Source organism: Clostridium sp. Marseille-P7770 (genome assembly GCF_902143525.1).
In the GTDB taxonomy this organism is placed as follows: Bacteria; Bacillota; Clostridia; order Lachnospirales; family Lachnospiraceae; genus Pilosibacter.
In genome coordinates, this window is record NZ_CABFVC010000002.1 from 20,853 (window position 1) to 45,281 (window position 24,429).

At 46.0% G+C, this 24,429-nt stretch carries 21 protein-coding genes; 17 read left to right on the forward strand and 4 right to left on the reverse strand.

Annotated features, from left to right (window positions below; translation table 11 throughout):
* Nucleotides 1-103: 103 nt before the first annotated feature.
* Together FN001_RS03885 and FN001_RS03890 are read left to right on the forward strand one after the other, a co-directional pair.
* Entirely contained in the window at nt 104-1,618 is a 1,515-nt protein-coding gene (locus tag FN001_RS03885) for a hypothetical protein (RefSeq protein ID WP_142410884.1), read from the forward strand.
* A 114-nt stretch (nt 1,619-1,732) separates the two neighbouring features.
* Nucleotides 1,733-2,803 (forward strand): U32 family peptidase, encoded by a 1,071-nt coding sequence (locus FN001_RS03890; RefSeq protein WP_142410885.1) that lies wholly within the window; start codon nt 1,733-1,735, stop codon nt 2,801-2,803.
* A gap of 34 nt (nt 2,804-2,837) precedes the next feature.
* On the opposite strand, the gene FN001_RS03895 is transcribed toward FN001_RS03890, so the two are convergent.
* The 3 genes from FN001_RS03895 to FN001_RS03905 all read right to left on the reverse strand — a co-directional run bounded on the left by FN001_RS03895 (nt 2,838) and on the right by FN001_RS03905 (nt 6,171).
* A complete protein-coding gene (locus FN001_RS03895) occupies nt 2,838-3,872 on the reverse strand; it encodes an alcohol dehydrogenase (RefSeq protein ID WP_142410886.1) in 1,035 nt (344 codons plus the stop codon).
* 317 nt (nt 3,873-4,189) lie between these two features.
* Nucleotides 4,190-4,768, reverse strand: coding sequence for a cytidylate kinase-like family protein (locus FN001_RS03900; RefSeq protein WP_142410887.1), 579 nt, complete (start codon nt 4,766-4,768; stop codon nt 4,190-4,192).
* 5 nt (nt 4,769-4,773) lie between these two features.
* Nucleotides 4,774-6,171 carry an MATE family efflux transporter gene (locus tag FN001_RS03905; RefSeq protein ID WP_142410888.1) on the reverse strand — a complete coding sequence of 466 codons (1,398 nt, stop codon included), beginning with the start codon at nt 6,169-6,171 and terminating at the stop codon, nt 4,774-4,776.
* A 483-nt stretch (nt 6,172-6,654) separates the two neighbouring features.
* Between FN001_RS03905 and FN001_RS03910 the strand changes: the two genes are divergently transcribed.
* The 13 genes from FN001_RS03910 to clpB all read left to right on the forward strand — a co-directional run bounded on the left by FN001_RS03910 (nt 6,655) and on the right by clpB (nt 21,186).
* Nucleotides 6,655-7,785: a M20 family metallopeptidase gene (locus FN001_RS03910; protein ID WP_142410889.1), complete on the forward strand. Its 1,131-nt coding sequence runs from the start codon at nt 6,655-6,657 to the stop codon at nt 7,783-7,785.
* A gap of 20 nt (nt 7,786-7,805) precedes the next feature.
* The gene (locus FN001_RS03915; protein WP_118651901.1) at nt 7,806-8,759 is read left to right on the forward strand and encodes an ABC transporter permease; all 954 of its coding nucleotides are present in this window, start codon (nt 7,806-7,808) and stop codon (nt 8,757-8,759) included.
* 14 nt (nt 8,760-8,773) lie between these two features.
* Nucleotides 8,774-9,625, forward strand: coding sequence for an ABC transporter permease (locus FN001_RS03920; RefSeq protein ID WP_015555137.1), 852 nt, complete (start codon nt 8,774-8,776; stop codon nt 9,623-9,625).
* 36 nt (nt 9,626-9,661) lie between these two features.
* Nucleotides 9,662-11,314, forward strand: coding sequence for an ABC transporter substrate-binding protein (locus tag FN001_RS03925; RefSeq protein ID WP_118606978.1), 1,653 nt, complete (start codon nt 9,662-9,664; stop codon nt 11,312-11,314).
* 59 nt (nt 11,315-11,373) lie between these two features.
* A complete protein-coding gene (locus FN001_RS03930) occupies nt 11,374-12,381 on the forward strand; it encodes an ABC transporter ATP-binding protein (RefSeq protein ID WP_142410890.1) in 1,008 nt (335 codons plus the stop codon).
* A complete protein-coding gene (locus FN001_RS03935) occupies nt 12,381-13,355 on the forward strand; it encodes an ABC transporter ATP-binding protein (RefSeq protein ID WP_142410891.1) in 975 nt (324 codons plus the stop codon). The genes FN001_RS03930 and FN001_RS03935 overlap by 1 nt, the downstream gene beginning before the upstream one ends.
* Before the next feature lie 50 nt (nt 13,356-13,405).
* Nucleotides 13,406-14,377 (forward strand): phosphoheptose isomerase family protein, encoded by a 972-nt coding sequence (locus FN001_RS03940; protein ID WP_117566320.1) that lies wholly within the window; start codon nt 13,406-13,408, stop codon nt 14,375-14,377.
* Entirely contained in the window at nt 14,377-15,222 is an 846-nt protein-coding gene (locus FN001_RS03945) for a fructoselysine 6-kinase (protein ID WP_142410892.1), read from the forward strand. The genes FN001_RS03940 and FN001_RS03945 overlap by 1 nt, the downstream gene beginning before the upstream one ends.
* Before the next feature lie 123 nt (nt 15,223-15,345).
* Nucleotides 15,346-16,077, forward strand: a complete 732-nt coding sequence (locus FN001_RS03950; protein WP_015555131.1) for a GntR family transcriptional regulator — start codon at nt 15,346-15,348, stop codon at nt 16,075-16,077.
* 270 nt (nt 16,078-16,347) lie between these two features.
* Complete coding sequence (locus tag FN001_RS03955) at nt 16,348-16,626, forward strand: helix-turn-helix domain-containing protein (RefSeq protein ID WP_117515492.1); 279 nt, start codon at nt 16,348-16,350, stop codon at nt 16,624-16,626.
* A complete protein-coding gene (locus tag FN001_RS03960) occupies nt 16,613-17,743 on the forward strand; it encodes a type II toxin-antitoxin system HipA family toxin (protein ID WP_142410893.1) in 1,131 nt (376 codons plus the stop codon). Before FN001_RS03955 ends, FN001_RS03960 begins: the two co-directional genes overlap by 14 nt.
* Before the next feature lie 242 nt (nt 17,744-17,985).
* A complete protein-coding gene (locus FN001_RS03965) occupies nt 17,986-18,432 on the forward strand; it encodes an Hsp20/alpha crystallin family protein (protein ID WP_015555115.1) in 447 nt (148 codons plus the stop codon).
* A 153-nt stretch (nt 18,433-18,585) separates the two neighbouring features.
* Nucleotides 18,586-21,186, forward strand: coding sequence for an ATP-dependent chaperone ClpB (gene clpB, locus FN001_RS03970; RefSeq protein ID WP_142410894.1), 2,601 nt, complete (start codon nt 18,586-18,588; stop codon nt 21,184-21,186).
* A gap of 330 nt (nt 21,187-21,516) precedes the next feature.
* Here the strand turns inward: clpB and pcp are convergent, their stop codons facing one another.
* Entirely contained in the window at nt 21,517-22,158 is a 642-nt protein-coding gene (gene pcp, locus FN001_RS03975; protein WP_142410895.1) for a pyroglutamyl-peptidase I, read from the reverse strand.
* Nucleotides 22,159-22,497: 339 nt separating this feature from the next.
* Between pcp and FN001_RS03980 the strand changes: the two genes are divergently transcribed.
* Together FN001_RS03980 and FN001_RS03985 are read left to right on the forward strand one after the other, a co-directional pair.
* The gene (locus FN001_RS03980; RefSeq protein WP_117505155.1) at nt 22,498-23,373 is read left to right on the forward strand and encodes a methionyl aminopeptidase; all 876 of its coding nucleotides are present in this window, start codon (nt 22,498-22,500) and stop codon (nt 23,371-23,373) included.
* A gap of 117 nt (nt 23,374-23,490) precedes the next feature.
* The gene (locus tag FN001_RS03985; protein ID WP_142410896.1) at nt 23,491-24,129 is read left to right on the forward strand and encodes a type I phosphoribosyltransferase; all 639 of its coding nucleotides are present in this window, start codon (nt 23,491-23,493) and stop codon (nt 24,127-24,129) included.
* Nucleotides 24,130-24,429: the final 300 nt, after the last annotated feature.

Sequence of the window (24,429 nt, forward strand, 5' to 3'; positions counted from 1 at the left end):
CCCAGAAGCCCCCACTTCAAATTTCTTCAAAATTAAGTGGTGGGTAATTCACGAGCGGCGTGAGCTATGATGCTGCAAAAAGATTTGAATTGGGGAACGAAAAGTGTCAGGGAAGAGAGAAATAAACGGAGTTTTTATGATCCCGTTCGGACTTGTGGCGGGATTTGCAGACGGGCAGGAGATCCGGATCACGGAGCTTGCGAAACAAGGATTTTGTTTTCGGACATTGCATGAGATCCGCGAAGTAAAGGGATTCCGGATCTGTTTTTATGATGGTTTCAACGGGCTGAAGGCAGGGAGTCAGGAGAAGAAAAGCGGGGATCCGTATACGGAAGTTGAGATCCGTTCTTTTGAGATGGAAGTGCGTGTGGAAGATGGACTGGGGATTCCGGTATATGAGTATTCGGTGTTTGTGGAGCAGGAGAAATACCGGGAATGCGCTGGAAAACTGATCCTTTGGTATGATAGATTTGTGCGGCTGAAGCTGGAGTGCGAGGACGGGGAGCTTGCAATGGCGCTTACCGGGTATCCGGCAAAAAAGGATGAACAGTTTGCGGAGAATTTCATTGAACAGAAAAAAGAATGGTTTGATGAAGGAGAAGACAGGGCGAGGCAGGAAACGCGAATCGAAAATCAGTCAGGTATAAGGGGAAATTGCATCGCAGCAGGAGATTTTGAACTCAAAGAATACAAAGAACATAAAGAATACAAAGAATATAAAGAGCAGGAATGGAAGAATATCGAAGTTGCTGTGGAATTGGACCGTCCGGAGCTTTATGAGCGATATTTATCCATGAAATTCCGCGATTTTATGGACTGGTACTGGAATGTGAATGGGGCTAAAGAGCTGGGAAAGCGAATGCCGGTTCCAGAGCGGATTTATGTGGGAAATGCCTTCTGCCATCTGCTGTTTCCTGAAAAACGGCAGTTGTTTGAGATCTTTAAAAAGGCAGAGTCGGAAGGTCTGGCTGTGACAGTTACATTTTCATATCTGCGGGAATTTATGCTGAAACCGGTGGAAAAACTGTTGGATGAGCTGGAAGAATGGTGCAGAAACCGGGAGACATTTCTGGAGATCGCGGTAAACGACTGGGGTCTGCTGGAGCTTTTGAGAGAGCGGAAGGAATGGAAGGAAGAAAAAGAAGTTCTTGTGCCGTGTATGGGGACTCTGTTAAATAAAAGAAAAAAGGATCCACGGATGGGATACAAGCAGGGAGAGACAGGATATTTTCGGGAGAACAGCCTGAATGCGGAATTTTACCGGACGTATCTGAGGGACACGTTCGGGATCCGGCGGTACGAGTGGGAGCCCTGCGGATACAGGCAGCAATTTCCGGAAGGAAAGAACAGCATCCACGTTCCGTTTTATCAGACGAATACCTCCCAGTATTGTACACTGTATGCTGCGTGTAAAAATGGAGAACGTGGAAAGCAGGAACTGCCGGAATCGTGTCCGGGATATTGCAGGGAGAAAGTCTTTCTGTATCCAAAGCATTTGAAGATGGTGGGGCGGTATAATTCGCTCTTTGCGCTGGACGAGAGTACAGTTTCCGGAATGGAGGATACGGAAGGTTGGAAAGAGAAAAGAATTGATAGAATTGTAGTAAATTTGCTGTAACTAATATGCAATTGAAAACAGCAGATGGTTAGAATTGTACTCGCGAAAAATCAAACGAAATGTGGCAGGTGCGAACTTTCATAAGTTGAGAAGCTGAGTTTAAGGAGAAATACAATGAAGATCACGGCGGGACTTGGATCCATCGATGAATATGTGCGGTACGTCGAGGCCGGGGCAGATGAGTTTTTCTGCGGATACGTACCTTATGAATGGAATAAAAGATACGGGACGGTGCTGCCGCTAAACCGCCGCGAGGTTCTTGGCATCAACGTGCAGATCGGGGCGGAGAGTGAGCTGAAGATTCTGGCGGCGCTGGTGAGAAAATATGGGAAGCCGGTACATCTGACATTTAATTCGCTTTATTATACGCCGGAGCAGTACCCAGAGATCGCGGATGTCCTTCACCGGTGTACGGAGCTTGGATTTTCAAGCTTTATTATCGCGGATCCGGCGCTGCTGATCTACCTGAAAAATAATGGGATCCGCTGTGAGATCCATCTGAGTGGGGAGACGGCAGAGGTAAACAGCAGGATGATAGATGTATTTGACCGCTTGGATGTCAGTCGGCTTATCTTTCACAGGAAGAACAGCTTCGCAGACATGGAGTCGGTGATCCGGCATGAGAGGGAAAAGGGCAGCAGGGGCGTATATGAATTTGAGGCATTTGCACTGAACGAGCTCTGTCAGTTTTCGGGGGCGTTCTGTAATTCCCTGCACTGCGACGAGATGGGGCATCTGTGCCGGGTCCCGTATAAGATAGGAAAAGTTAAAGGAAATAGAGAGAAAAAAGAAGAAGGTTCAGAAACGGAGAAGCTGGTCTCACGGATGGAGAGCACAGTGAAGGATGCGAATGATGAACGAAGCGCAGATAAACCGAACGAAGAGTATGAGGAACGAAGATATGATTCCGATGGCTATCTCTGCGGTGCGACAGGCTGTGGACTCTGCGCACTGTATCGGCTGCGAAAGGCCGGAATCACCCATTTAAAACTTGTGGGGCGCGGAAATTATGTGGACTTTATGGAAAAGGATATCCGGAACCTGAAGATAGCTCTGGATATCCTTGAGCATGTGGATACGAAAGAGGAATATATCAGGGACATGAAGCGAATGTTGTTTCCGTATGGATGCAGCGGACTGTGTTATTATAGAGAAACGGAATCGGTTGCCGGGAAGACAATTTAAATACAGTGTCCAGGAACCGGGATTGGGAATCGTATTAACACTCGATGGCTACCTTGATCACACCGTCCATCTTATTTTCAAAGAGGGTGTATGCTTCTTCGATCCTGTCTAACGGATATGTATGTGTGATGAGCGGTTCCGTATTCAGTCTGCCCTCTGCGATCAGCCGCAGTATTTCCTCACAATTGCAGCCGTCTACACCGCCGGTCTTGAACGTGAGGTTCTTGCCGTACATATCCGGCAGCGGCAGTGTCTGAGCCTTGTCATAAAGAGCAACGACCGTCACGACCGCATTTGGTCTTGCACATTCCCATGCAAGGCGAAACGTGGATTCGGCTCCTGCGACTTCGAGAACGACATCTGCTCCGCCATGGTCACTGTTGTCACGAACATAATCTGCACAAGCTTCGGGTGATACGGTAAGGATTTCCGGATAGTGCTCATGGATAAAGCGGATACGGCCTTCGTCTTTTTCACAGACGATGATACGTTTCGGATTCTTCAGCATGACACAGAGCAGCGTACAGATGCCCGTAGGTCCGGCTCCGATGATCAATACCGTATCCTCCTCTTTGATCTCAGAAATACGAGCTGCCCAGAAACCGGTGGCAAGAACATCTCCGACCAGCAATGCCTGACGGTCTGTAACATGATCCGGGATTTTATTTAACCCCTGATCTGCAAACGGCACACGAACATATTCTGCCTGTCCGCCATCGATCCGGCATCCGAGAGCCCAGCCGCCATTCTGATCGGTGCAGTTGTTTACATAACCATGCCTGCAGAAAAAACATTCCCCGCAGAAGGTTTCCACGTTTACCGTGACTCTGTCACCGGGCTTCACATTCGTTACGGCGCTGCCGACATCTTCAACAATACCGACCATTTCATGTCCGACGGTTATACCCGGCACAGCGCGGGGGACGCTTCCGTGTTTAATGTGCAGGTCACTTGAGCAGATGCTGGCGAGCGTTACCTTTACAATGGCATCCCGTTCATCTATAAGAACCGGCTTCGGTTTTTCTATTAATTCAAATTTTCCCTTGGAAACATAAGTATACGTCTGCATTTTTTATCCATCACTTTCTTCTTTATTTATTGATTCTTTTATCTCGGTCGGGAAGACGCCCGCATTTTTTAGTGGTGAGTAACAGCAAATTTGTCTCAGTGGGAGTCAGATCTCCGACTTGAATCATATCTTTTTGGGGCCCAGGGTCAAAAGCATTCCTCCGGGCAAGCCTGCGTCGGACTTCGGACCGCATAATCTTAGTATTATATTATAGCACTTATCTGCGCGGATAGATACAAAATTCCCTTTCCGGATCCGAAAAGGGAATTTTATATCCTGATTCTTATTTGTGATGAAATGCAGCGCGGAGGATCTGTCTAATATAAAGAAGCAATGATTTTTACACACTGATCGATTCCAAGCACACCGCTGTTGAGTGTCAGATGATAATTCTGCGCATATCCCCATTTCATGTCGGTATAGAACCGGTGATATGCGGCACGGCGTTTATCCTTGTCACGCAGACGTTCCTCCGGAGACTGTTCCCGTTCTCCATAAACCTCGACGATGCGACGGGCACGGAAATCCATATCCGCGTGGATAAAGACCTTCAGGCAGTCGGCCTTATCCTGTAAAATATAATCAGCGCAGCGTCCAACAATTACGCAGGGGCCTTTTTGTGCAAGCTCCGTGATGATCTTATATTGATGCTCCCACAGAATATCTTCATTCGTGGGGCCGAACAGTCGGTTTGAAAATGCCGATGAGAGGAAGCTGCCGGGCGTATATTCACCGGCTTCCTTTACATAATCCGGTGTAAAACCGGTTTCTTTTACCATTTCCTGAATGATCTTTGCATCATAGCAGGGGATGTCCAGCTGTTCTGCCACTTTTTTTCCGATGGTACGTCCACCACTGCCAAATTCACGGCTGATCGTAATCACTCTGTTTTTCATACGTCTTATGCTCCTTTCACATTTAATTCATGATATGTTTTTATGATAATCACTGCTGAGATAATAAAGGTCAGAATATCTGAAACAGGCATGGAATACAGAACACCGTCCAGACCGAAGAAAACCGGAAGGAGCAATGCGAAGCCGACTCCGAATACTACCTCACGGAACATGGAAAGCATGGTAGATGTCAATGCCTTGCCCACGGCCTGTAAAAAGATGAAACATGCCTTGTTGACACACGCGAAGATCATCATGCAAAGATAGGTACGGAATGCCTTAACAGCAAAATCGGTATAGTAGCTGCTCTCATTCGAAGCGCCGAAAATAGTGATAAGCTGATGCGGGAATCCTTCCGCCAGTATGAGCGCGACTGCACCTACCAAAGCCTCGGAAATAAGCAGCCGGGTAAACAGCTCCCTCACACGCATGGTCTTTTCTGCACCCATGTTATAGCCGACGATCGGAATACAGCCGGCAGCCATGCCGACGACGATAGAAATGACGATCTGGAAAAACTTCATTACAATCCCGACGACCGCCATAGGAATCTGTGCGTACTGCTCCTGTGAGAACACAGCGTCCAATGCACCGTATTTACGGAGCATATTGTTGATCGCTGCCATTGCGGCCACAAGGCTGATCTGAGAGAGAAAGCTGGTAATACCAAGGGTGAGCATCCGTCCGAATATATTGGGAGAAAGTGCATAGTCACCGGCTTCCGGCTTGATGATCCGCATGTGCAGCAGATACCAGACGGCGAGAATTGCTGTTACCACCTGACCGATCACTGTGGCTATGGCTGCACCCATCATGCCCCATTGAAGGCCGAAAATGAAAATCGGATCAAGAATGATGTTGATAACAGCGCCTGCCAGTGTGGAAATCATGGCAAATTTCGGGTTCCCGTCTGCACGGATAATGGGATTCATAGCCTGACCAAACATATAAAACGGAATCCCAAGAGTAATATAGAAGAAATATTCCTGTGAATGCCGGTAAGTTTCTTCATTGACCGTACCGCCGAACATGGCGATGATGCTGTTTGCAAAGATCAGATATACGGCGGTCAGGATAAGACTTCCTACAATGATCAAAACCACCGCATTGCCGACACTGCGCTTTGCCCGGGCTGTTTCATTCCGTCCAAGCGCCATGCTGACAAAGGCACAGCAGCCGTCACCGACCATAACAGCAATAGCCAGTGCAACAACCGTCAGCGGAAAAACAACGGTATTAGCTGCGTTTCCGTAAGAGCCGAGGTAGCTGGCGTTTGCAATAAAGATCTGATCAACAATATTGTATAATGCACCTACTAACAATGAGATGATACAGGGAACTGCATACTGACGCATCAGCTTATCAATACGCTCTGTTCCCAAAAACTGATTTCCAATTTCCATAATGATCTCCTTTTTCTTAAAAAAATAAGAAATGCGTAAGCTCCTTTAAATCCGGACTTACGCATTTCTGCAACACGATCTGTCTATAAAATTGTTCTTTATCGTTCACTTCCCACCTCCTTTCAATTTAAATCGAACACCCGTGAGACTTGGCGCTTGATTCTGGTATTCCTATCAGAATCACTGCGCATCCTTGCGGAGCATTTATCTCGGTCGGAGACCTAACTCCCACGGAGATAAAAAAAGTGTGGCGCTTCTGCAACTGGATTTACGCAGAAACGCCACACGATGTAGCATTATTATAGCAAAAACGGAAAAAAATGTAAAGCAGTGGATTTTGATTGAACATAATATACAAAGTTAAATTATAATACGATATATAATGATACATATTGACAAATGGTTATAATATGATATATAATGAATTTCAGATGAGAAATGTGAATTTTGAAATAGATTTTGAAGGCGAAAGGGAGGGGAAACATGAATCTGGAATTGTACTTGGAGCAGATGAAAGAGCTGGTCAACATTGACAGCGGCTCTGGAAATGTAGCCGGAATCAACCGGGTGGCAGATAAACTGGCTGGCTGGTATCAGGAGATCGGCTGGAACGTAGAACGAATTCCTGCTGATGGAGGCCGTCAGGTTCTTCTTATTACAAATCATGTATCCGATCATTATGATGCGATGTATATCGGTCATATGGATACTGTCTTTCCGGACGGGACGGCAGAGAAAAGACCATTTCGGATCGAAGGAGAAAATTATTACGGTCCGGGTGTGGGTGATATGAAAAACGGTGACCTCGCAATGTTTCATATTGCGGCAAATTTACCGGAAAATGAGAAGAAATGCCTGAATATCGCAATGGTCTATAATCCGGATGAAGAGATCGGGTCGATCTACTCAAAAGAGATTACGGATCGAATCGGCTGTCAGGCAGATCACATTTTTGTCATGGAATCTGCCGGAAAAAATGGAACCCGTCATTGCTTTGCGAGAAAAGGTTCCCTGACGTATGATATTGAGTTTCAAGGTCAGGCGGCTCATGCGGGCTTTATGTTTGAAGTAGAAAACGCGTCAGCGGTTCTTGAAATGGGACATTACATTGTGGAATTAATGAATCTGGCGGACAGAGAAAAAGATACAACGGTAAATGTTGGTGTCGCAAATGGCGGTACAGCCAGAAATGTAGTTGCAGATCATGCAAAAATCAGTGTTGAAATGAGATTCTGGGATGACAGTGAAAGAATCCGTTTGAAAGAATATGTAAATAAAATAACAAAAGGACAGCCGTTTGTTCCCGGTGTGAAAACGACGATCGCGATGCAGAAGGAAACTCCGCCGTTTGTAAAAACAGAGGAAGCAAAAAAGTATATCGAACGGGTCAGAAAAGTTGCTGAAGAACAGGGAATTCCGTTTGAGGAAAAAGATCGTGGAGGACTGTCTGATGCGAACCATCTTTCCAGATGTGGAAATGCGATCGTTATGGATGGAATGGGACCGCATGGAGCGAATGACCATAGTGAGAAAGAGTACGGATATATCGGATCCGTTGAACCATGTGTAAAGCTTCATCTGGCAATTCTAAAAGATATGTTAAAAAAACAATAAGCCGAAGGGAGAGAATCTGATTGATAAAATATGTTATAAAAAGACTTTTTTATGCAATACCTGTGTTTCTTGGAATTACATTTACGGTGTATTTGCTGATCAATCTTGCTCCCGGGGGACCTCTTTCAATTTTGGCTGCATCCGGAGAAATGTCACTCAGCGATCTGGAAGCGCTGAAAGCTTCACTGGGACTTGATAAGCCGGTTCTTGTCCGGTATTTTCTGTGGCTGGCAGACCTGCTGCATGGAAATCTTGGAACATCATACCGTACCTCCCAGGCAGTCAGCATGATGATCGGACAGCGTATCATCCCATCATTACTGCTCACGGGAACCGGTATTATTGGTGCAATCATCATAGGAATTCCGCTTGGAGTGGTTTCTGCCTGTAAACCGAACTCGATATGGGATCATATCAGTACATTTGTTGCTTTTATCGGAGCATCGGTGCCAAACTTCTTTTTAAGTCTTCTTCTGATCTATGTATTGGCTGTAAAAATGAAATTGTTCCCGACGAGCGGCATGTATTCGGCAGGAACTGGTGGTGATTGGAAGGATCTTCTCTATCATTTGGCACTTCCGGCGTTCGTGTGTGGAATCCAGCCAATCGGAAATTATATCAAACAGACAAAATCGAGTGTTCTTGAGGTTTTGAATGAGGAGTACATAAAAACAGCAAGATCAAAAGGACTTAGAAATGTCGTCATTGTGATCAAACATGCATTTCGCAATTCACTGATTCCGATCGTTACAACCCTAAGCCTTTCCGTCCCGTTTCTGATCGGAGGTGCTGTTGTGACAGAACAGATATTTGCCTGGCCGGGGATCGGAAGCCTGATGATCACTGCAATCACAAGTCGTGATTATCCGGTGATCATGGGAGTCGCTGTTTTGATCTGTGTCGTTGTTCTCGTTGTAAATCTGATTCTGGATCTGATCTATGCTGCGTTGGATCCGCGAATTAAATTTAAATAGGAGGGCACCAGGGCATGAAAAAAATATTAAGTAATCAAGCAGTAAAAAAATTTATGCATAACCGGAAAGCTGTTTTAGGCCTTATCATTGTCTGCTTTCTTGTTTTGGCAGTCATCCTGATCCCGATATTCATGAAGCTCGACCCATATACGACTGACCGGGCGGTAGGATTCAACAAAGCCCCATGTTCCGGTCACCCTCTGGGCACGGATGATGTGGGAAGAGATCTGTTCGCAAGGCTTTTATATGGAGGAAGAATCTCACTGTTTGTCGGAATCATGTCTACGATCATTTCAGTTTTGATCGGAATTCCGTTAGGACTGATCGCCGGTTATTTCAGAGGAATTGCAGAAACTGTCATCATGCGTGTCGCAGATGCATTTATGTCATTCCCGACGATGGTCCTGATCCTTGTTCTCGTTGCGGTGTTCGGACCGTCGATCCTTACGGTCACGGTGGTGATCGGAGTATTGGGCTGGACTGCAATAGCAAAGCTGATTTACGGAAATGTGTTATCGATCCGGGAACGTGAATATATTCAGGCAACAAAAGCGATTGGAATGAGTACTCCAAAGATTCTGCTTTCAGAGGTACTGCCAAATGCGATCCCTCCGGTATGGGCAAATATTTCATTCCGGGTAGCAGGCGCAATTTTAACAGAATCCTCGTTAAGCTTTCTCGGAATGGGTGTCCAGACACCACAGGCATCCTGGGGAAATATCATATTTGCAGCGCAGAATCTTCTTGTATTGACGGCACGTCCGTGGGTGTGGTTCCCACCGGGAATCTGCATCATTCTCGTTGTTGTGGGATTTAATTTTATCGGAGAAGGTGTACGAGATGCCCTTGATCCAAAAACAAAATAGGGCAGTATATATCAAAAAATTTAAAGGAGGATCATTATGAGATCAGGTAAAAAAATTGCAGCGTGGATGCTTGCGGCAGCCATGGCAACAGGACTTCTCGCCGGCTGCGGAGGCAGCTCCGGAAATGAGACAACAGCGGCTGCATCTGCAGCGGAAGGAACAACAGCAGCGTCAACGGCGACGGATAAGACGGGAGATTATTCCGATAAGGTCATTACATACGGTTTGACGACTGCATGGGATACCGTTAATCCTTACGGATCTACATCCGGATCGATCTATCAGAATCTGGTCTGCGACAAGCTGTACGACCGCCTTGCATTTATTGAGGAAGCCGGTTCCGGGGTATCACCGAGAGCGGCCAAATCATGGGAATCTGCAGATGATGGAAAAGCTGCGATCTTTCACTTAGATGAAAATGCAAAATGGCATGACGGTCAGCCGGTAACCGCAAAGGACTGGGTATTTACCGCACAGCTGATCACAAATCCGAAATTTGATTACGGACTCAGAAGTGAGTTCAACACATGGGCAGGAACCGATGAGAATGGTCTTGAAACGGCTGAAAAATCAGTCGGAGTTGAGGCTGTTGATGACTATACATTGAAGATTTCTTTTAAGAATGTTACCCCGGTCGAGGATTGGCTGATCCTTCATAACAAGTATTTCTATGTACTTCCGGAACATCTTCTTGGTGATATCGCACCTGAAAAAATGAAAGATGATGAGTTCTGGAAAGCACCGATCGGTTCCGGTCCCTGCACCTTTATCTCCGAGCTTTCCGGAAGCCAGCTGGAACTTGGATCCTTTGCGGATTATCAGCTTGGCGCACCGCAGTTTGGCAAACTGATTCTGAAAGTGATCGCTTCCACGAATACGATCACATCCATTGCAGCAGGAGAGATGGATGGATTTTATCAGCAGCCAACGACTGATGATGCACTTGCGGCAAAGGATATGGGACTTACGGTGACAGAATCAAGCGAACCGACCTTCGTAGGCGTATTCCTGATCAATAACCAGAATGTTTCCGATAAACGTATCCGTCAGGCAATGAGCTATGCAATCGATAAGGATCTTCTGATCGAGCAGAACCTGCAGGGAAAAGGCATTGCACCGGCAACCTGTGTGATCCCGGGATCGGAATATGATTGTGGACTTACCTGGTCCAGAGATGTAGATAAGGCGAAAGAGCTTCTCGCAGAGGCCGGATGGGATTCTTCAAGAAAACTTAAAATGGCAGTAACCTCCGCAAGAGAGAGTATGGCAGCGATCATTCAGCAGAATCTTGCAGAGGCGGGAATTACGATCGATGTTCAGACAGTTGAGCTTGCAACGATGTTCTCAGGACTTCAGGATGGCACTTATGATCTTGGAATTTGCGGTTCAACAGCAATGTCCTATCCGCTCTGGATGTCCGGATATTATGACAATAAGAATGCGACATACTGCCAGATCACAGATACCGCATACGCAGAGCTTCAGGATAAGATCGCTGCTGAAACAGACGAAGCAAAGAAAAAAGAACTGGTAAACGAATATCAGCAGCTTCTTTGGGATGAGATGCCGTTGGTAATGCTCTACAACGGATATATTTTCGGAGTTCAGTCAGAGAGATTCCAGGGATATAACGCATTCGAAGGCGGAGTCAATAACCAGGCTGTCTGGAAATGGTCTGTAAAAGAATGATCAGAAACCGGTGACGGGTTTGTCACAAATTTAGAAGGATGATGACAGGAGGGGAGCAGATGGATGAACATTTGCTGGAAGTTAAAAATCTGAAGGTTTCCTTTAAAGTAGGAAAAAAGAAGCTGACAGCAGTGGATAATGTTACTTTTTCACTGGACCGGGGAAAGGTGATCGGGATTGTTGGAGAGTCAGGCTGCGGAAAAAGCGTCACGGCCACTTCAATTATGCGTCTGGTATCTCCTTCTGTCTGCGAAATCGATGAAAACAGCCAGATCCTGTTTGAAGGGGAAGATCTGTCAAAGGCATCAGAAGCCAGAATGAGAAAGGTGCGGGGAAATGAGATTTCCATGATCTTTCAGGAACCGATGTCGTCTCTGAATCCGGTATACAGGATCGGAGATCAGATGTTAGAGATGATCAGGACCCATCATCGTGAGATACCGAAAAAGGAAGCATTAAAGCAGTGTATTGAAATGCTTGCCAGAGTGGGGATCCCTTCTCCGGAGCAGCGGATCAGGGAATTTCCACATCAGATGTCCGGTGGCATGAGACAGAGGGTAATGATCGCAATGGCATTGCTCTGCCAGCCAAAGCTTTTAATCGCAGATGAACCGACAACGGCTCTGGATGTGACGATTCAGGCCCAGATCCTCAGAATCTTAAAGAAGCTTGCGGAGGAGTCAGACACATCGGTGATTTTGATCACACATGATATGGGTGTGGTGGCAGAAATGGCAGATCATGTCATGGTCATGTATGCGGGAAAATCCGTGGAATATGGAACCGCAGAAGATATCTTTGATCATCCGATGCATCCATATACGGTGGGCTTGCTGAAATCGATTCCAAAGCTTGGAAGTGGTCAGGAAGATCATCTGTTTACGATCGACGGGACGGTTCCGGGTCTGGATGAGATGCCGGAAGGCTGCAGATTTTCTACGCGATGTCCATATGCAACGGAGCAGTGCAAAAAAGAAGACCCGGGAATGCAGGGAGAAGCAGGACATTTTGTACGATGCTTCCGGTTTATGGATCCCGAGATACAGGATAGCAGGGAGGTGGAATAATGGAGACCCCTTTATTGGAAATCCGGGATGTAAAGAAATATTTTCCGGTAAAAAAAGTACATGGAAAGGAAATTACAGTAAAAGCGGTGGATTCCATTAACCTGAAGATCAATCAGGGAGAAATCGTAGGCCTTGTAGGCGAATCAGGCTGTGGAAAATCAACGTTAGGAAAGTCCATTTTAAAGCTTCATGAGATAACCGGAGGACAGATCCTGTTCCATGGAGAAGATATTACAAATTATAACGAACGCCAGATGCGTCCGCTGAGGGAAAAAATTCAGATTATTTTTCAGGATCCGTATGCGTCCTTAAATCCAAAGAAAAAAATTGTTCAATCCGTTATGGCACCGTTAGATGTGGCGGGAAAATATACGAAAGAAGAAAAACTGGAAAAGGTCAGGAAGATCCTGCAGGAGGTCGGTCTCAGTGATAAATATCTTGAAAAATATCCGCATGAAATGTCTGGCGGACAGAGACAGAGAGTTGTGATCGCAAGAGCCCTGATCAACGATCCGGAACTTGTCATTTGTGATGAGCCGGTATCGGCGCTGGATGTGTCAGTTCGATCACAGGTGCTGAATCTGTTAAAGGACCTTCATAAAGAAAGAAATTTAACGTACATTTTCATTTCTCATGACTTGAGCGTAGTGGAGTATCTCTGCGACAAGGTGGCGGTCATGTATTTGGGGCGCATCATGGAATATGCAGGAAAGAGGGAGCTCTATGGGAAACCTCTTCACCCGTATACAAAAGCATTGCTGTCAGCAATTCCGGTTCCGGACATCCACGCGAAGCGGGACGAGGTGATTCTTCAGGGAGAATTGCCGAGTCCGTTAAATCCGCCGGCAGGATGTCTGTTCAGTACAAGATGTCCGATGGCAACAGACCAATGCAGACAGAGTCGTCCGGAATTAACAGAGATCACGGGAGACGATGGAACAAAGAGAAGCGTTGCCTGCTTTCTGTATCAGTAAACATTGTAAAAATATAACATGCGAAAAATGCGCAGAGGAGGAAATCAACTATGGAAGTAAAACAGATCATTGCGGAAATTAAGGAAAAGATGGACCAGCGAGGCGGATTAAAGCATATGTATTTTGTTGCCTGCGGTGGATCAAAGGCAGCTATTTTCCCGGGACTCTACCTGATCCAGTCAGAAGCAAAAAATTTCAGTGCAACAACCTATACCAGCAATGAGTTTGTACATGCGACCCCGAAAGAATTAGACGAGAGATGTATCGCAGTCATCTGTTCTCTTAAGGCTACACCGGAGACTGTAAAAGCTGTCGAAACAGCAAATGCAGCGGGAGCAATCACAATTGCCATGACGGGAAATATGCAGACCGGTATGGCAAAGGTCGGTCAGTATGTTGTGACATATTCAAACGGAGATCATCAGGATTACAGCGATTCCAATCAGGCAAATGCGCTCCGTATCGGCTTTGAGGTTCTCCATCAGTTTGAAAACTGGGATAAATATGACAAAGCAATGGAAGCGTATCAGTATATTGATGAGATCGTTTCAGAGGGAAAGAAAAATTGTCTTCCGGCTGCACAGGCATGGGCAGAAAAAGTCGAACATGAGCCGGTCTTCTATGTCCTTGCATCCGGTCCGAACTATGGAGTTGCATATTCCATGTGCTGCTGTCACTTTATGGAGATGCAGTGGAGACATGCGGTATGCCTGCACACAGGTGAGTACTTCCATGGACCGTTTGAGACAACCGATAAGAAGCTCCCGATGATCCTGTTAATGAGTGAGGGACGTACAAGAGCGCTCGATGAGAGATGCCTGAAGTTCCTGAATACATATGCTGAGAACTTTATTATCATTGATTTTGAAAAGCTGAATGGAGGAAAAATCGATCCTTCTGTTGCGGAATTCTTCAATCCGGTTGTCATGATCCCGATTGAGCGGTATTATGTATCTCAGCTGGCAGAAAAAACAGGTCATTCGATGGATGAAAGAAGATATATGTGGAAGGTTGAGTATTAATGATAAAGGTAATTGGCATCGGAGATAATGTATGTGATCAGTATTATCCTGCAAAGATCATGTATCCGGGTGGTCAGGCCATGAACTTTTCTGTATATGCAAAAATGCTGGGGGCGCAGTCTGCGTACCTCGGCGTTTTTGGAAATGACAGAGTGGCAGAACACATTATTTCTGTTCTTGATGAGATCGGGGTCGATCATTCCAGATGCAGGCAATATGACGGTGAGAATGGATACGCAAAAGTCCGGCTCGAAAATGGTGACAGACAGTTTATCATGAGCAACCGCGGAGGGATCGTAAATGAGCATCCGCTGGATCTGAAGCCGGAGGATATTTCCTATATCAGGGAATTTTCCCTTGTTCATACCAGCAATAATGGTCACTTTGATTCACAGTTAAAAAAAGTAAGAGAAACAGGAATTCCGGTTTCTTATGATTTTTCCGGTCACTGGAATGAGGAATATTATTTAAAAGAGATCGCGCCTGTTATTGATTACGCATTTTTCTCCTGCGGAGAAATTGATGAGGAGACCGCAAAGGCAGCATGTAAGCGCTTTGTATCAGAAGGCTGTAAAATTGCAGTAGCAACCATGGGAAAACGCGGATCCCTCGCTTTTGACGGAAAGAAGTATTACAGACAGATCCCGAAGACTGTTGCTGCAATCGATACATTGGGAGCCGGAGATTCATTTACAACTGCCTTTTTACTCTCCCTTTCAGATGGAGAAAAAATTGAGACAGCAATGGAAAAGGGAGCTGAATTCGCTGCAAAGACATGTATGGTGAGAGGCGCTTTTGGATACGGTGTTCCGTTTGAGGAGCCGGAGCCTGGTGACTGCCTGTAAAAATCTGTGGATCGAACAGGGAACCTGCTCTGGACCTGCTCTGGAAAGAAAATTGTCCTTGCTATTTGTCTGAGCTGTTATTAAAATAGTATTGAAAAGAATTTAGACAGTGGGGGAAAATGAATGTTAAAGCAGGATGCGATGACTCCGTTATATGTTCAGCTTATGGATACAGTGGAAAAGGATATCAAAAGCGGAAGATATAAACCGGGAGATAAGATCATGACGGAATCAGAGATGGCAAAGACGTATGGTGTCAGTCTGATCACCGTGAGAAAAGCAATCGGTTCCCTCATGGAAAAAGGACTTGTTGTTCGGAAACAGGGAAAGGGAACCTTCGTAACAAAGCCAAAGTTTTCCAGAAATATCAAACGTCTCCAGAGCTTCAGTGAGATGTGTGAGCAGATGGGCGTCGTGCCGGGGGCACATATGCTGGAAAATAAAATTGTGGATGCAGATGAAAAGATTGCGGCAAGGCTTGGAATTGAGACGGGCAGTAAAGTGATCTTTATATCACGTCTGAGATTCGCGGATTCAGAACCGGTCGTAATTGAAAAAAACTATTTTCCGTTAAAATATGCCTTCCTGTTAGAAGCTCAGTTTGAGGATAATTCCCTTTTTGATTATTTAAAAGAGAAAGCAGGAATGCAGGTTACAAGCTCGGAAAAACTGATCGAGCTTTGCAGAGCAACACAGGAGGAAGCAAAATTACTCGAAGTCCGAAAGGGCGATTATCTGATGTTCGTTAGAAGTACAGCATACGATCAGGAGAATGAGCCATTGTATGCGGGAATTCAGATCATAAATGGGGATCGATTCTCCCTGTATGTATATGAGACAAATGGGGAGCATTGACCATTCAGGAAAAGACTGCTGTTTTCACAGAGCGATTTGTGGAAACGGTGGTCTTTTTTAATGAAAAAATTGATATGTGTCTGCAGGCAAATGGAGATTGCAGAGGTCATAGTGAGAATGGGTCGGGTTACATTTTTATTGATTTGTATATTGACTGATGGTAAAATAATAACAGATAATATATTGTATATTTTGAATATAATCATGTAAAAATAGATAAAATATTATCTGATAAATGCGCGAAAAACGAAATCGAAAGTGGGAAAGACTATGGAAGGTTTTATATGGGAGACAGCGGAAGAACTGGATTTGAAGTTGGCGCAGAGGGTTCGCAATATTAGAAAACGGCGTTCAATCTCGCAGGAGAAGCTGGCGTCGATGAGCGGTGTGAGTTATGGTTCTGTTAAAAGATTCGAGTCTACCGGTCAGATATCCTTGTTGTCTCTGACGAAAATCGCAATGGCACTGGATATTGCGGATGAACTCAGGAATATTTTTTCGCAGGTACCATACAGAGACATAAAGGAGGTCATAAATGAAACAAGATAATGCGCTGCAGGTGTATTATGATAAAAAACTTGTGGGGACATTGGCCATGACAGCAAATCGAAAAGCAGCATTTCAGTACACCGATGAATGGCTGGAACATGGATTTTCGATCAGCCCATTCTCGCTGCCGTTAAAAAAGCAGGTGTTTGTGCCCACAAAAGATTATTTTGGCGGCCTTTATGGCGTGTTTGCGGACAGTCTTCCGGATAATTGGGGAAGATTGCTGCTAAATCGTCTGCTTCGTGAGCATAAACAGGATCCGGATAAACTGACGGTTTTAGACCGACTGGCAATCGTTGGAAAATCAGGAATGGGTGCGTTGACGTATTATCCGGAAAGAAAATTTCCAGAGCAGCGGGATAATCCTGACCTGGATGAACTGGCGCGGGAGTGTCAGAAAATATTAAACACAGAATATACAGACAAACTTGACGAATTGTACCGGCTTGGAGGAACGAGCGGAGGAGCAAGGCCGAAGATCATGACTTCGATCGGAAATGAAGAGTGGATCATAAAATTTCCGGCCCATGTAGATGGAAAAGATGCGGGAAAAATGGAGTATGATTATTCATGCTGTGCCCGGAAATGTGAAATTACGATGAGTGAGACAAAGTTGTTCCCATCCGGAATCTGTAAAGGCTATTTTGGAACCAAGCGGTTTGACAGAGTCCCTGATCAAAATGGGATAAAGCGAGTCCATATGCTGACAGCTGCAGCGCTTCTCGAACTGGACTTTGAACAGCCGAGTCTTGATTACCACAGTCTGATGAAACTTACGAAGATATTGACGAAGGATCATTATGCGGATGTGGAAAGTATGTTTCGAAGAATGTGTTTTAATGTTTTTGCGCATAACAGAGATGACCACTCAAAAAATTTCACCTATTTGTATGATGAAGAAAAAGATCAGTGGAGACTGAGCCCTGCATACGATCTTACTTATAGTAATACGTACTATGGGGAACACACAACGACCGTCGACGGAAATGGAAAAGATCCGGGAAAAAAAGAATTATTAGCTGTTGGCATTACGGCCGGAATGAAGAAGAACCGGTGTATGGAAATTATTGATGAGATCGAGAAGTGTGTGGGAGAGATGCTTGGCGGCTACCTATAGAACGCGTTCTACGATGAGCCTGAAAAGTTACAATGTGTCAATGAAATACACAATTAATTCACAAAAAAATTAGCACTCACCTCTTGACAGTGCTAATAATGTGTGTTATATTACATGCAGAACAAAGGAAGAGAGAAAAAATCAAAGGATCTCAAGGAGTTCCCAAGATTGGAAAATCTTCTGAAGTTCTTTCAGATAGATGACAAACAAGAAAACAGGAATTCTGATTGGAGGAATGATTTATGTATATGCCGAGTATTTTTGGAGAAAGTTTATTTGATAATATGTTCCCGTTTGATGAGAAGTTCTTTACAGAAAAGAAGGATCCGCTGTATGGTAAGAATGTATCCAGACTGATGAAGACAGATGTCAGAGAGACAGAAAAGACGTATGAGCTTGATATCGATCTTCCGGGATTTAAGAAAGATGAGATCCAGATCGAACTGAAGGATGGTTATCTGACCGTCAGTGCCGAGAAAGGTCTTGATAAGGACGAGGAAGATAAGAAAGGCAAATACATCCGCAAGGAACGTTATGCAGGTGCTCTGAGCAGAACCTTCTATCTTGGCGAGGAGATCCGGGAAGAGGAGATTAAGGCAAAATTCGAAAACGGTATCCTGAGCGTATCAATTCCGAAAGAGGAAGAGAAGAAGGTTGAAGGTCCGAAGCACATTTCCATCGAAGGGTGATCTGACAGCCCCAAGCGGTAACGATACAGAAACGCATGCGAAGCTGCCACGTATCTGAAAGATTAAGCCGCCCGGCGGATGAAAATTTCGCTGGGCGGTATTACTGACAACAAACACAACAAGTACTTCAGAATTGAAGGGAGGCTTGCGATCATGAATATCAGCAAATTTACACAGAAATCAGTGGAAGCAGTCCAGAACTGCGAGAAGCTGGCTTATGAATATGGAAATCAGCAGATCGACCAGGAACATCTCCTGGTGAGTCTGTTAAAGTTAGATGACAGCCTGATCTTAAAGCTGATCACAAAAATGGGAATCTCCGGTGAGCAGTTTGCGGATGAGGCGGAAGCAGCACTTAAGAAGCTGCCGAAGGTATCCGGGGGCGGACAGGTTTATCTGACCCAGGACCTCAATAAAGTCCTGATCGATGCCGAGGACGAGGCAAAGGCGATGGGAGACGAATATGTTTCCGTTGAGCATTTGTTCTTATGCCTGTTAAAAGAACCGAACAGGGCAATAAAGGAACTGTTCCGTACTTATGGGATCGACCGGAATAAATTCTTACAGGCTCTGTCCACGGTCCGCGGCAACCAGAGAGTTACCAGTGATAATCCGGAGGCAACCTACGATACCTTAAATAAATACGGTTCCGACCTTGTAGAAAAGGCAAGAGATCAGAAGATGGACCCGGTGATCGGCCGTGACGCCGAGATCCGGAATGTGATCCGGATCCTTTCCAGAAAAACGAAAAACAACCCGGTTCTGATCGGTGAACCCGGTGTTGGTAAGACCGCCGTTGTAGAAGGTCTTGCACAGCGTATCGTCCGCGGTGATGTACCGGAGGGCTTAAAAGACAAGAAATTATTCTCACTGGATATGGGTGCCCTTGTTGCGGGCGCGAAATACCGTGGTGAGTTTGAGGAACGTCTGAAAGCCGTTCTCGATGAGGTGAAAAAGAGCGAGGGACAGATTATTTTGTTCATCGATGAGCTTCACACCATCGTCGGAGCCGGAAAGACGGAAGGCTCCATGGATGCCGGCAATATGTTAAAGCCGATGCTTGCCCGTGGTGAGTTGCACTGTATCGGTGCGACAACTCTGGATGAGTACCGGAAATACATTGAGAAGGATCCGGCTCTGGAACGTCGTTTCCAGCCGGTTATGGTCGATGAGCCGACAGTCGAGGATACGATTTCGATCCTTCGTGGACTGAAGGACCGTTATGAGGTTTATCATGGCGTAAAGATCACCGATTCCGCGCTTGTAGCGGCGGCAACCCTTTCCAACCGTTATATCAGTGACCGTTTCCTTCCGGATAAGGCTATCGACCTCGTGGATGAAGCCTGCGCAATGATCAAGACGGAGCTCGATTCCATGCCGACGGAGCTGGATGAACTCTCCAGAAAGATCATGCAGCTGGAGATCGAGGAGGCAGCTCTCAAGAAAGAGACAGACCATTTAAGTCAGGAGCGTCTTGCGGATCTTCAGAAGGAACTGGCGGAGCTTCATGACCAGTTCGCGACTCAGAAGGCCCAGTGGCAGAATGAGAAGGCAACGGTTGATAAGCTTTCCTCCATCCGTGAGGAGATCGAGGCAGTCCATCGTCAGATTCAGGATGCACAGCAGAAATATGATCTGAATAAGGCAGCAGAGCTCCAGTACGGTAAGCTTCCGCAGCTTGAAAAAGAGCTGAAGGAAGAGGAGGAGAAGGTAAAGAACGCAGATCTGAGCCTTGTCCATGAGAGCGTTACCGAAGATGAGATCGCAAGGATCATCTCCCGCTGGACGGGCATCCCGGTTGCAAAGCTCACGGAGAGCGAGAGAAATAAGACTCTTCATCTGGACGATGAGCTCCACAAACGTGTTGTCGGTCAGAATGAGGCAGTTGAGAAGGTTACAGACGCGATCATCCGTTCCAAGGCGGGGATCAAAGATCCGACAAAGCCGATCGGTTCCTTCCTGTTCCTCGGACCTACCGGTGTCGGCAAGACAGAGCTTGCAAAGACACTTGCGGCAAGTCTGTTTGATGATGAGAACAACATGGTCCGGATCGATATGAGTGAATACATGGAGAAATACTCCGTATCCCGTCTGATCGGAGCGCCGCCAGGATATGTCGGATACGATGAGGGCGGTCAGCTTACAGAGGCAGTCCGCAGAAAACCGTATTGTGTCGTTTTGTTCGATGAGATCGAGAAGGCACATCCGGATGTATTCAATGTTCTGCTTCAGGTCCTCGATGACGGACGTATTACAGATTCCATGGGCAAGACCGTGGATTTCAAGAATACGATTATTATCCTGACCTCCAATATCGGTTCCCAGTATCTGCTTGACGGTATCGACGAGAACGGTGATATCAAGCCGGAGGCAAAGGCTGAGGTCATGAACGATCTGCGAGCCCACTTCCGTCCGGAGTTCTTAAACCGTCTTGATGAGACGATCCTCTTCAAGCCGCTTACAAAGAACAACATCGGAAGCATCATCGATCTGCTTGTTGCCGATATCAACAAGCGTCTGGCGGATAAAGAGCTTGTGGTTGCACTTTCCGATTCTGCAAAGCAGTTTATCGTGGACAACGGTTATGATCCGGTATACGGCGCAAGACCGCTTAAGAGATATCTGCAGAAGAATGTGGAGACTCTGGCGGCCCGCCTGATCCTGTCGGATGGCGTCCATACCGGAGATACGATCAGGATCGACGTGGTCGACGGAAAGCTCAACGCGTCTGCGGAGAGAGGAACAAAAGAATAATCAGAAAACCGGATTCCGGGCGGGTGCCTCGAAAGGCAGTCCGGAACCCGGATAAAAGAAAAACGTAACTATTCAGTACCTTCATAGTTACACGCAAAAATCCATTCCAGATCAGCTTCGCTGATGGGATTTTTGCCTCCAGCCTATGCTTTCTTACGGTCAGCGCAGCAAGTGCGCAGACCTACTGAACAGTTACAGAAAAACTTCATCTCTGGAAACCTTCAGACTGATATCACAGCCTGAAAAAATTCCGGAGATGAAGTTTTTTAGTGAAAAAATCCATGGACTAAGCAATAAAGTAATTCGGAAATGAGCGCAAAATCGGTATTATCAGTGTGTTTCTCCCCCGACTACTTTGATATCCTGCTCATATTCAACCGCAGCTTTCACAGCTGCTTCCAAAGCAGCCGTAATATCCGCAATGGCCATAGACGGGGTTGCCGGTTTATTGACAACCTGAGAAACGGCATACGGGACGTGGATAAAACCGCCGCGTGCATTTGGAAACTCTTTCTGGATATAGTATAAAATTCCGTACATGACATGGTTGCAGATATAGGTTCCTGCGGTGTTGGAGAGAGTAGAAGGATAACCGGAGTTCTTGATCGCCTGAACCATCGCCTTCACCGGAAGGTTGGAGAAATAAGCGGCATCCCCATCTGGAAAGATCGGCTCATCGATGGGCTGGTTTCCTTCATTATCCGGGATTCTTGCATCTGTTACATTGATCGCAACACGCTCCGGAGTCACGCCGAACCGTCCGCCGGCCTGGCCGATGCTGATAACGATATCCGGGCGGAGCTCCAGCATCTTTTCATGGACCTTCGCAATGGATTTATTGACGACGGTCGGGATCTGCAGCTTTGTGATCGTTGCCCCGGCGATCTCGTCTTTCATGGCTTTTACGGCTTCCCATGCAGGATTGATCGGCTCTCCGCCGAAGGGGTCGAACCCGGTGATCAGTACGTTCATGTAAATTCCTCACTTTCTTTAAAGCCGCCTCTGCAACGCGGGAGATTTTCAGTCCGGAAAATCCACGCCGTGATATTAACGGCATATTTTCTCAGGAGACTTATTTGACAAACAGAGTCTCCGACGTTATGATAGATAAGGATATTATACAGGAAAATAAAAGAATTCGCAAACGCAATTCCTGTACACGGACAGGAATTTTCTAATGTGCAAACGCGCGAAGATGCAGATTGCCGCACACGACCGCGTGAGGCGCGAGAATGTGCCAGGCATATTCTTTTTTAGGGAAAATCCCGTACAGTACAGAAATGCAAAAACAGATAGAAAAGAGGAAAAATTATGTTTCGCAGAATCGGAAAAAATGATCCATGCTGGTGTGGAAGCGGGAAGCCATATTGTGAGTGCCATATGACATTTGACCAAAAGATCAGTCGTGCTCGTTTTGCAGGCCACGAGGTTCCGTCCCACAAGATCATCAAGACACCGGCACAGATCGAGGGGATCCGTGAGAGCGGAAAACTGAATGTAGCAGTCCTTGACTATGTGGCGGAGCACATCAAGGCGGGAATTACCACAGAGGAGATCGATCAGTGGGTATACGACTTTACGACAAAACACGGCGGGATTCCTGCACCGTTAAATTATGAGGGATTCCCAAAGAGCGTGTGCACCTCCATCAATGATCAGGTATGCCACGGAATTCCGTCCAAGGATGTTGTCTTAAAAGACGGGGATATCATTAACGTGGATGTCTCCACGATCCTTCACGGATATTTCTCTGATTCGTCCAGAATGTTCCTGATCGGCAATGTGGACCCGGAGAAGGAAAAACTTGTCCGCGTCACGAATGAAGCTGTGGAAAAGGGTCTCGAGCAGGTAAAACCGTGGGGATTCTTAGGAGATATGGGTCAGGCTGTCCATGACTACGCGAAGAAGAATGGATACACCATTGTCGAGGAAGTCGGCGGTCATGGTGTAGGTCTTGAGTTCCATGAGGATCCGTTTGTAAGCTATGTGACAAGACGGGGCGAGGAGATGCTTATGGCACCGGGGATGATCTTCACCATCGAGCCGATGATCAACATGGGCCGCCCGGATATCTTTGTGGATGACAGCAACGGCTGGACGATCTATACCGATGACAGGCTTCCGTCCGCCCAGAGGGAAATCATGGTACTCGTGACAGAGACCGGACATGAGGTCCTTGCGTGGTAGAAAAAATGAGAGAAAAACCCAATAGAAAACAGGGAAATTCCTTGAAAAGTATCTGAAAATTCGGTATAATATAGTCAAATAACAGTAAACGTGAGATTTGAATAAGGAGGATCGTGTATGGAGTTAACGTATAACAAAATTCAGACGACCGGTACAGATACCCCGTTAAAAATCGTAAAGGGACATTTTGCAACGAATCATGCCCACACGAATTACTATTTTGACCTGACGACGGTAAAGAGCCGTCTGAGTGAGGCTGGAGGAATTGCCCAGGCACTCGTACATATGTATCTGTACGATATGATCGTTGATACGATCGTATGCATGGAAGGGACCGAGGTGATTGGAACCCTTCTTGCGCAGGAGCTGACAAAAGGCGGTTTCATGTCGAAGAACGCCCACAAGACGATCTACGTTATCAAGCCGGAGTTCAACAGCAACAGCCAGATCGTGTTTAAGGACAATTACCGCGCAATGATCAATGGAAAGAATGTGCTGATCCTCACCGCGACCGTGACAACAGGTCTGACGATCAACAAGGCGATCGAGGGTGTCCAGTACTATGGGGGAATTATTCAGGGGATCTCCGCAGTATTCAGTGCACTTGAGAATGTCAACGGAATTCCGATCAAGTCGGTATTCGGATTAAAAGATGTTCCGGATTACCAGTACAGCGACTACAGAAACTGCCCGTTATGTAAGGAAGGAAAGAAACTGGATGCGCTGATCAATCCGTATGGATATTCAAAACTGTAAAAATAATTTGAAATAGGAGCAGCTCTGCAGGCCGGGGAAATCCCGGTGCCTGCAGAGCTTTTTCTTTTAACAGGGAATTCCGATGAATTCCCTGTTAAACAAAAAGGCACTGACGAGCCAGCGATGTTACATAACTCTGGTTCATACAAGCTATAAAAAGAAACTACTTGCAATTTCTGACAAAGTGCTTATAATAAAACATAGCAACATTGCTGAAAGGCAACTGGAAAGGAGACGCAAAGATATGACGAATCTTATTCTACTCGCAGTCGTGATTCGAATTATCGTCAGCATTATCGT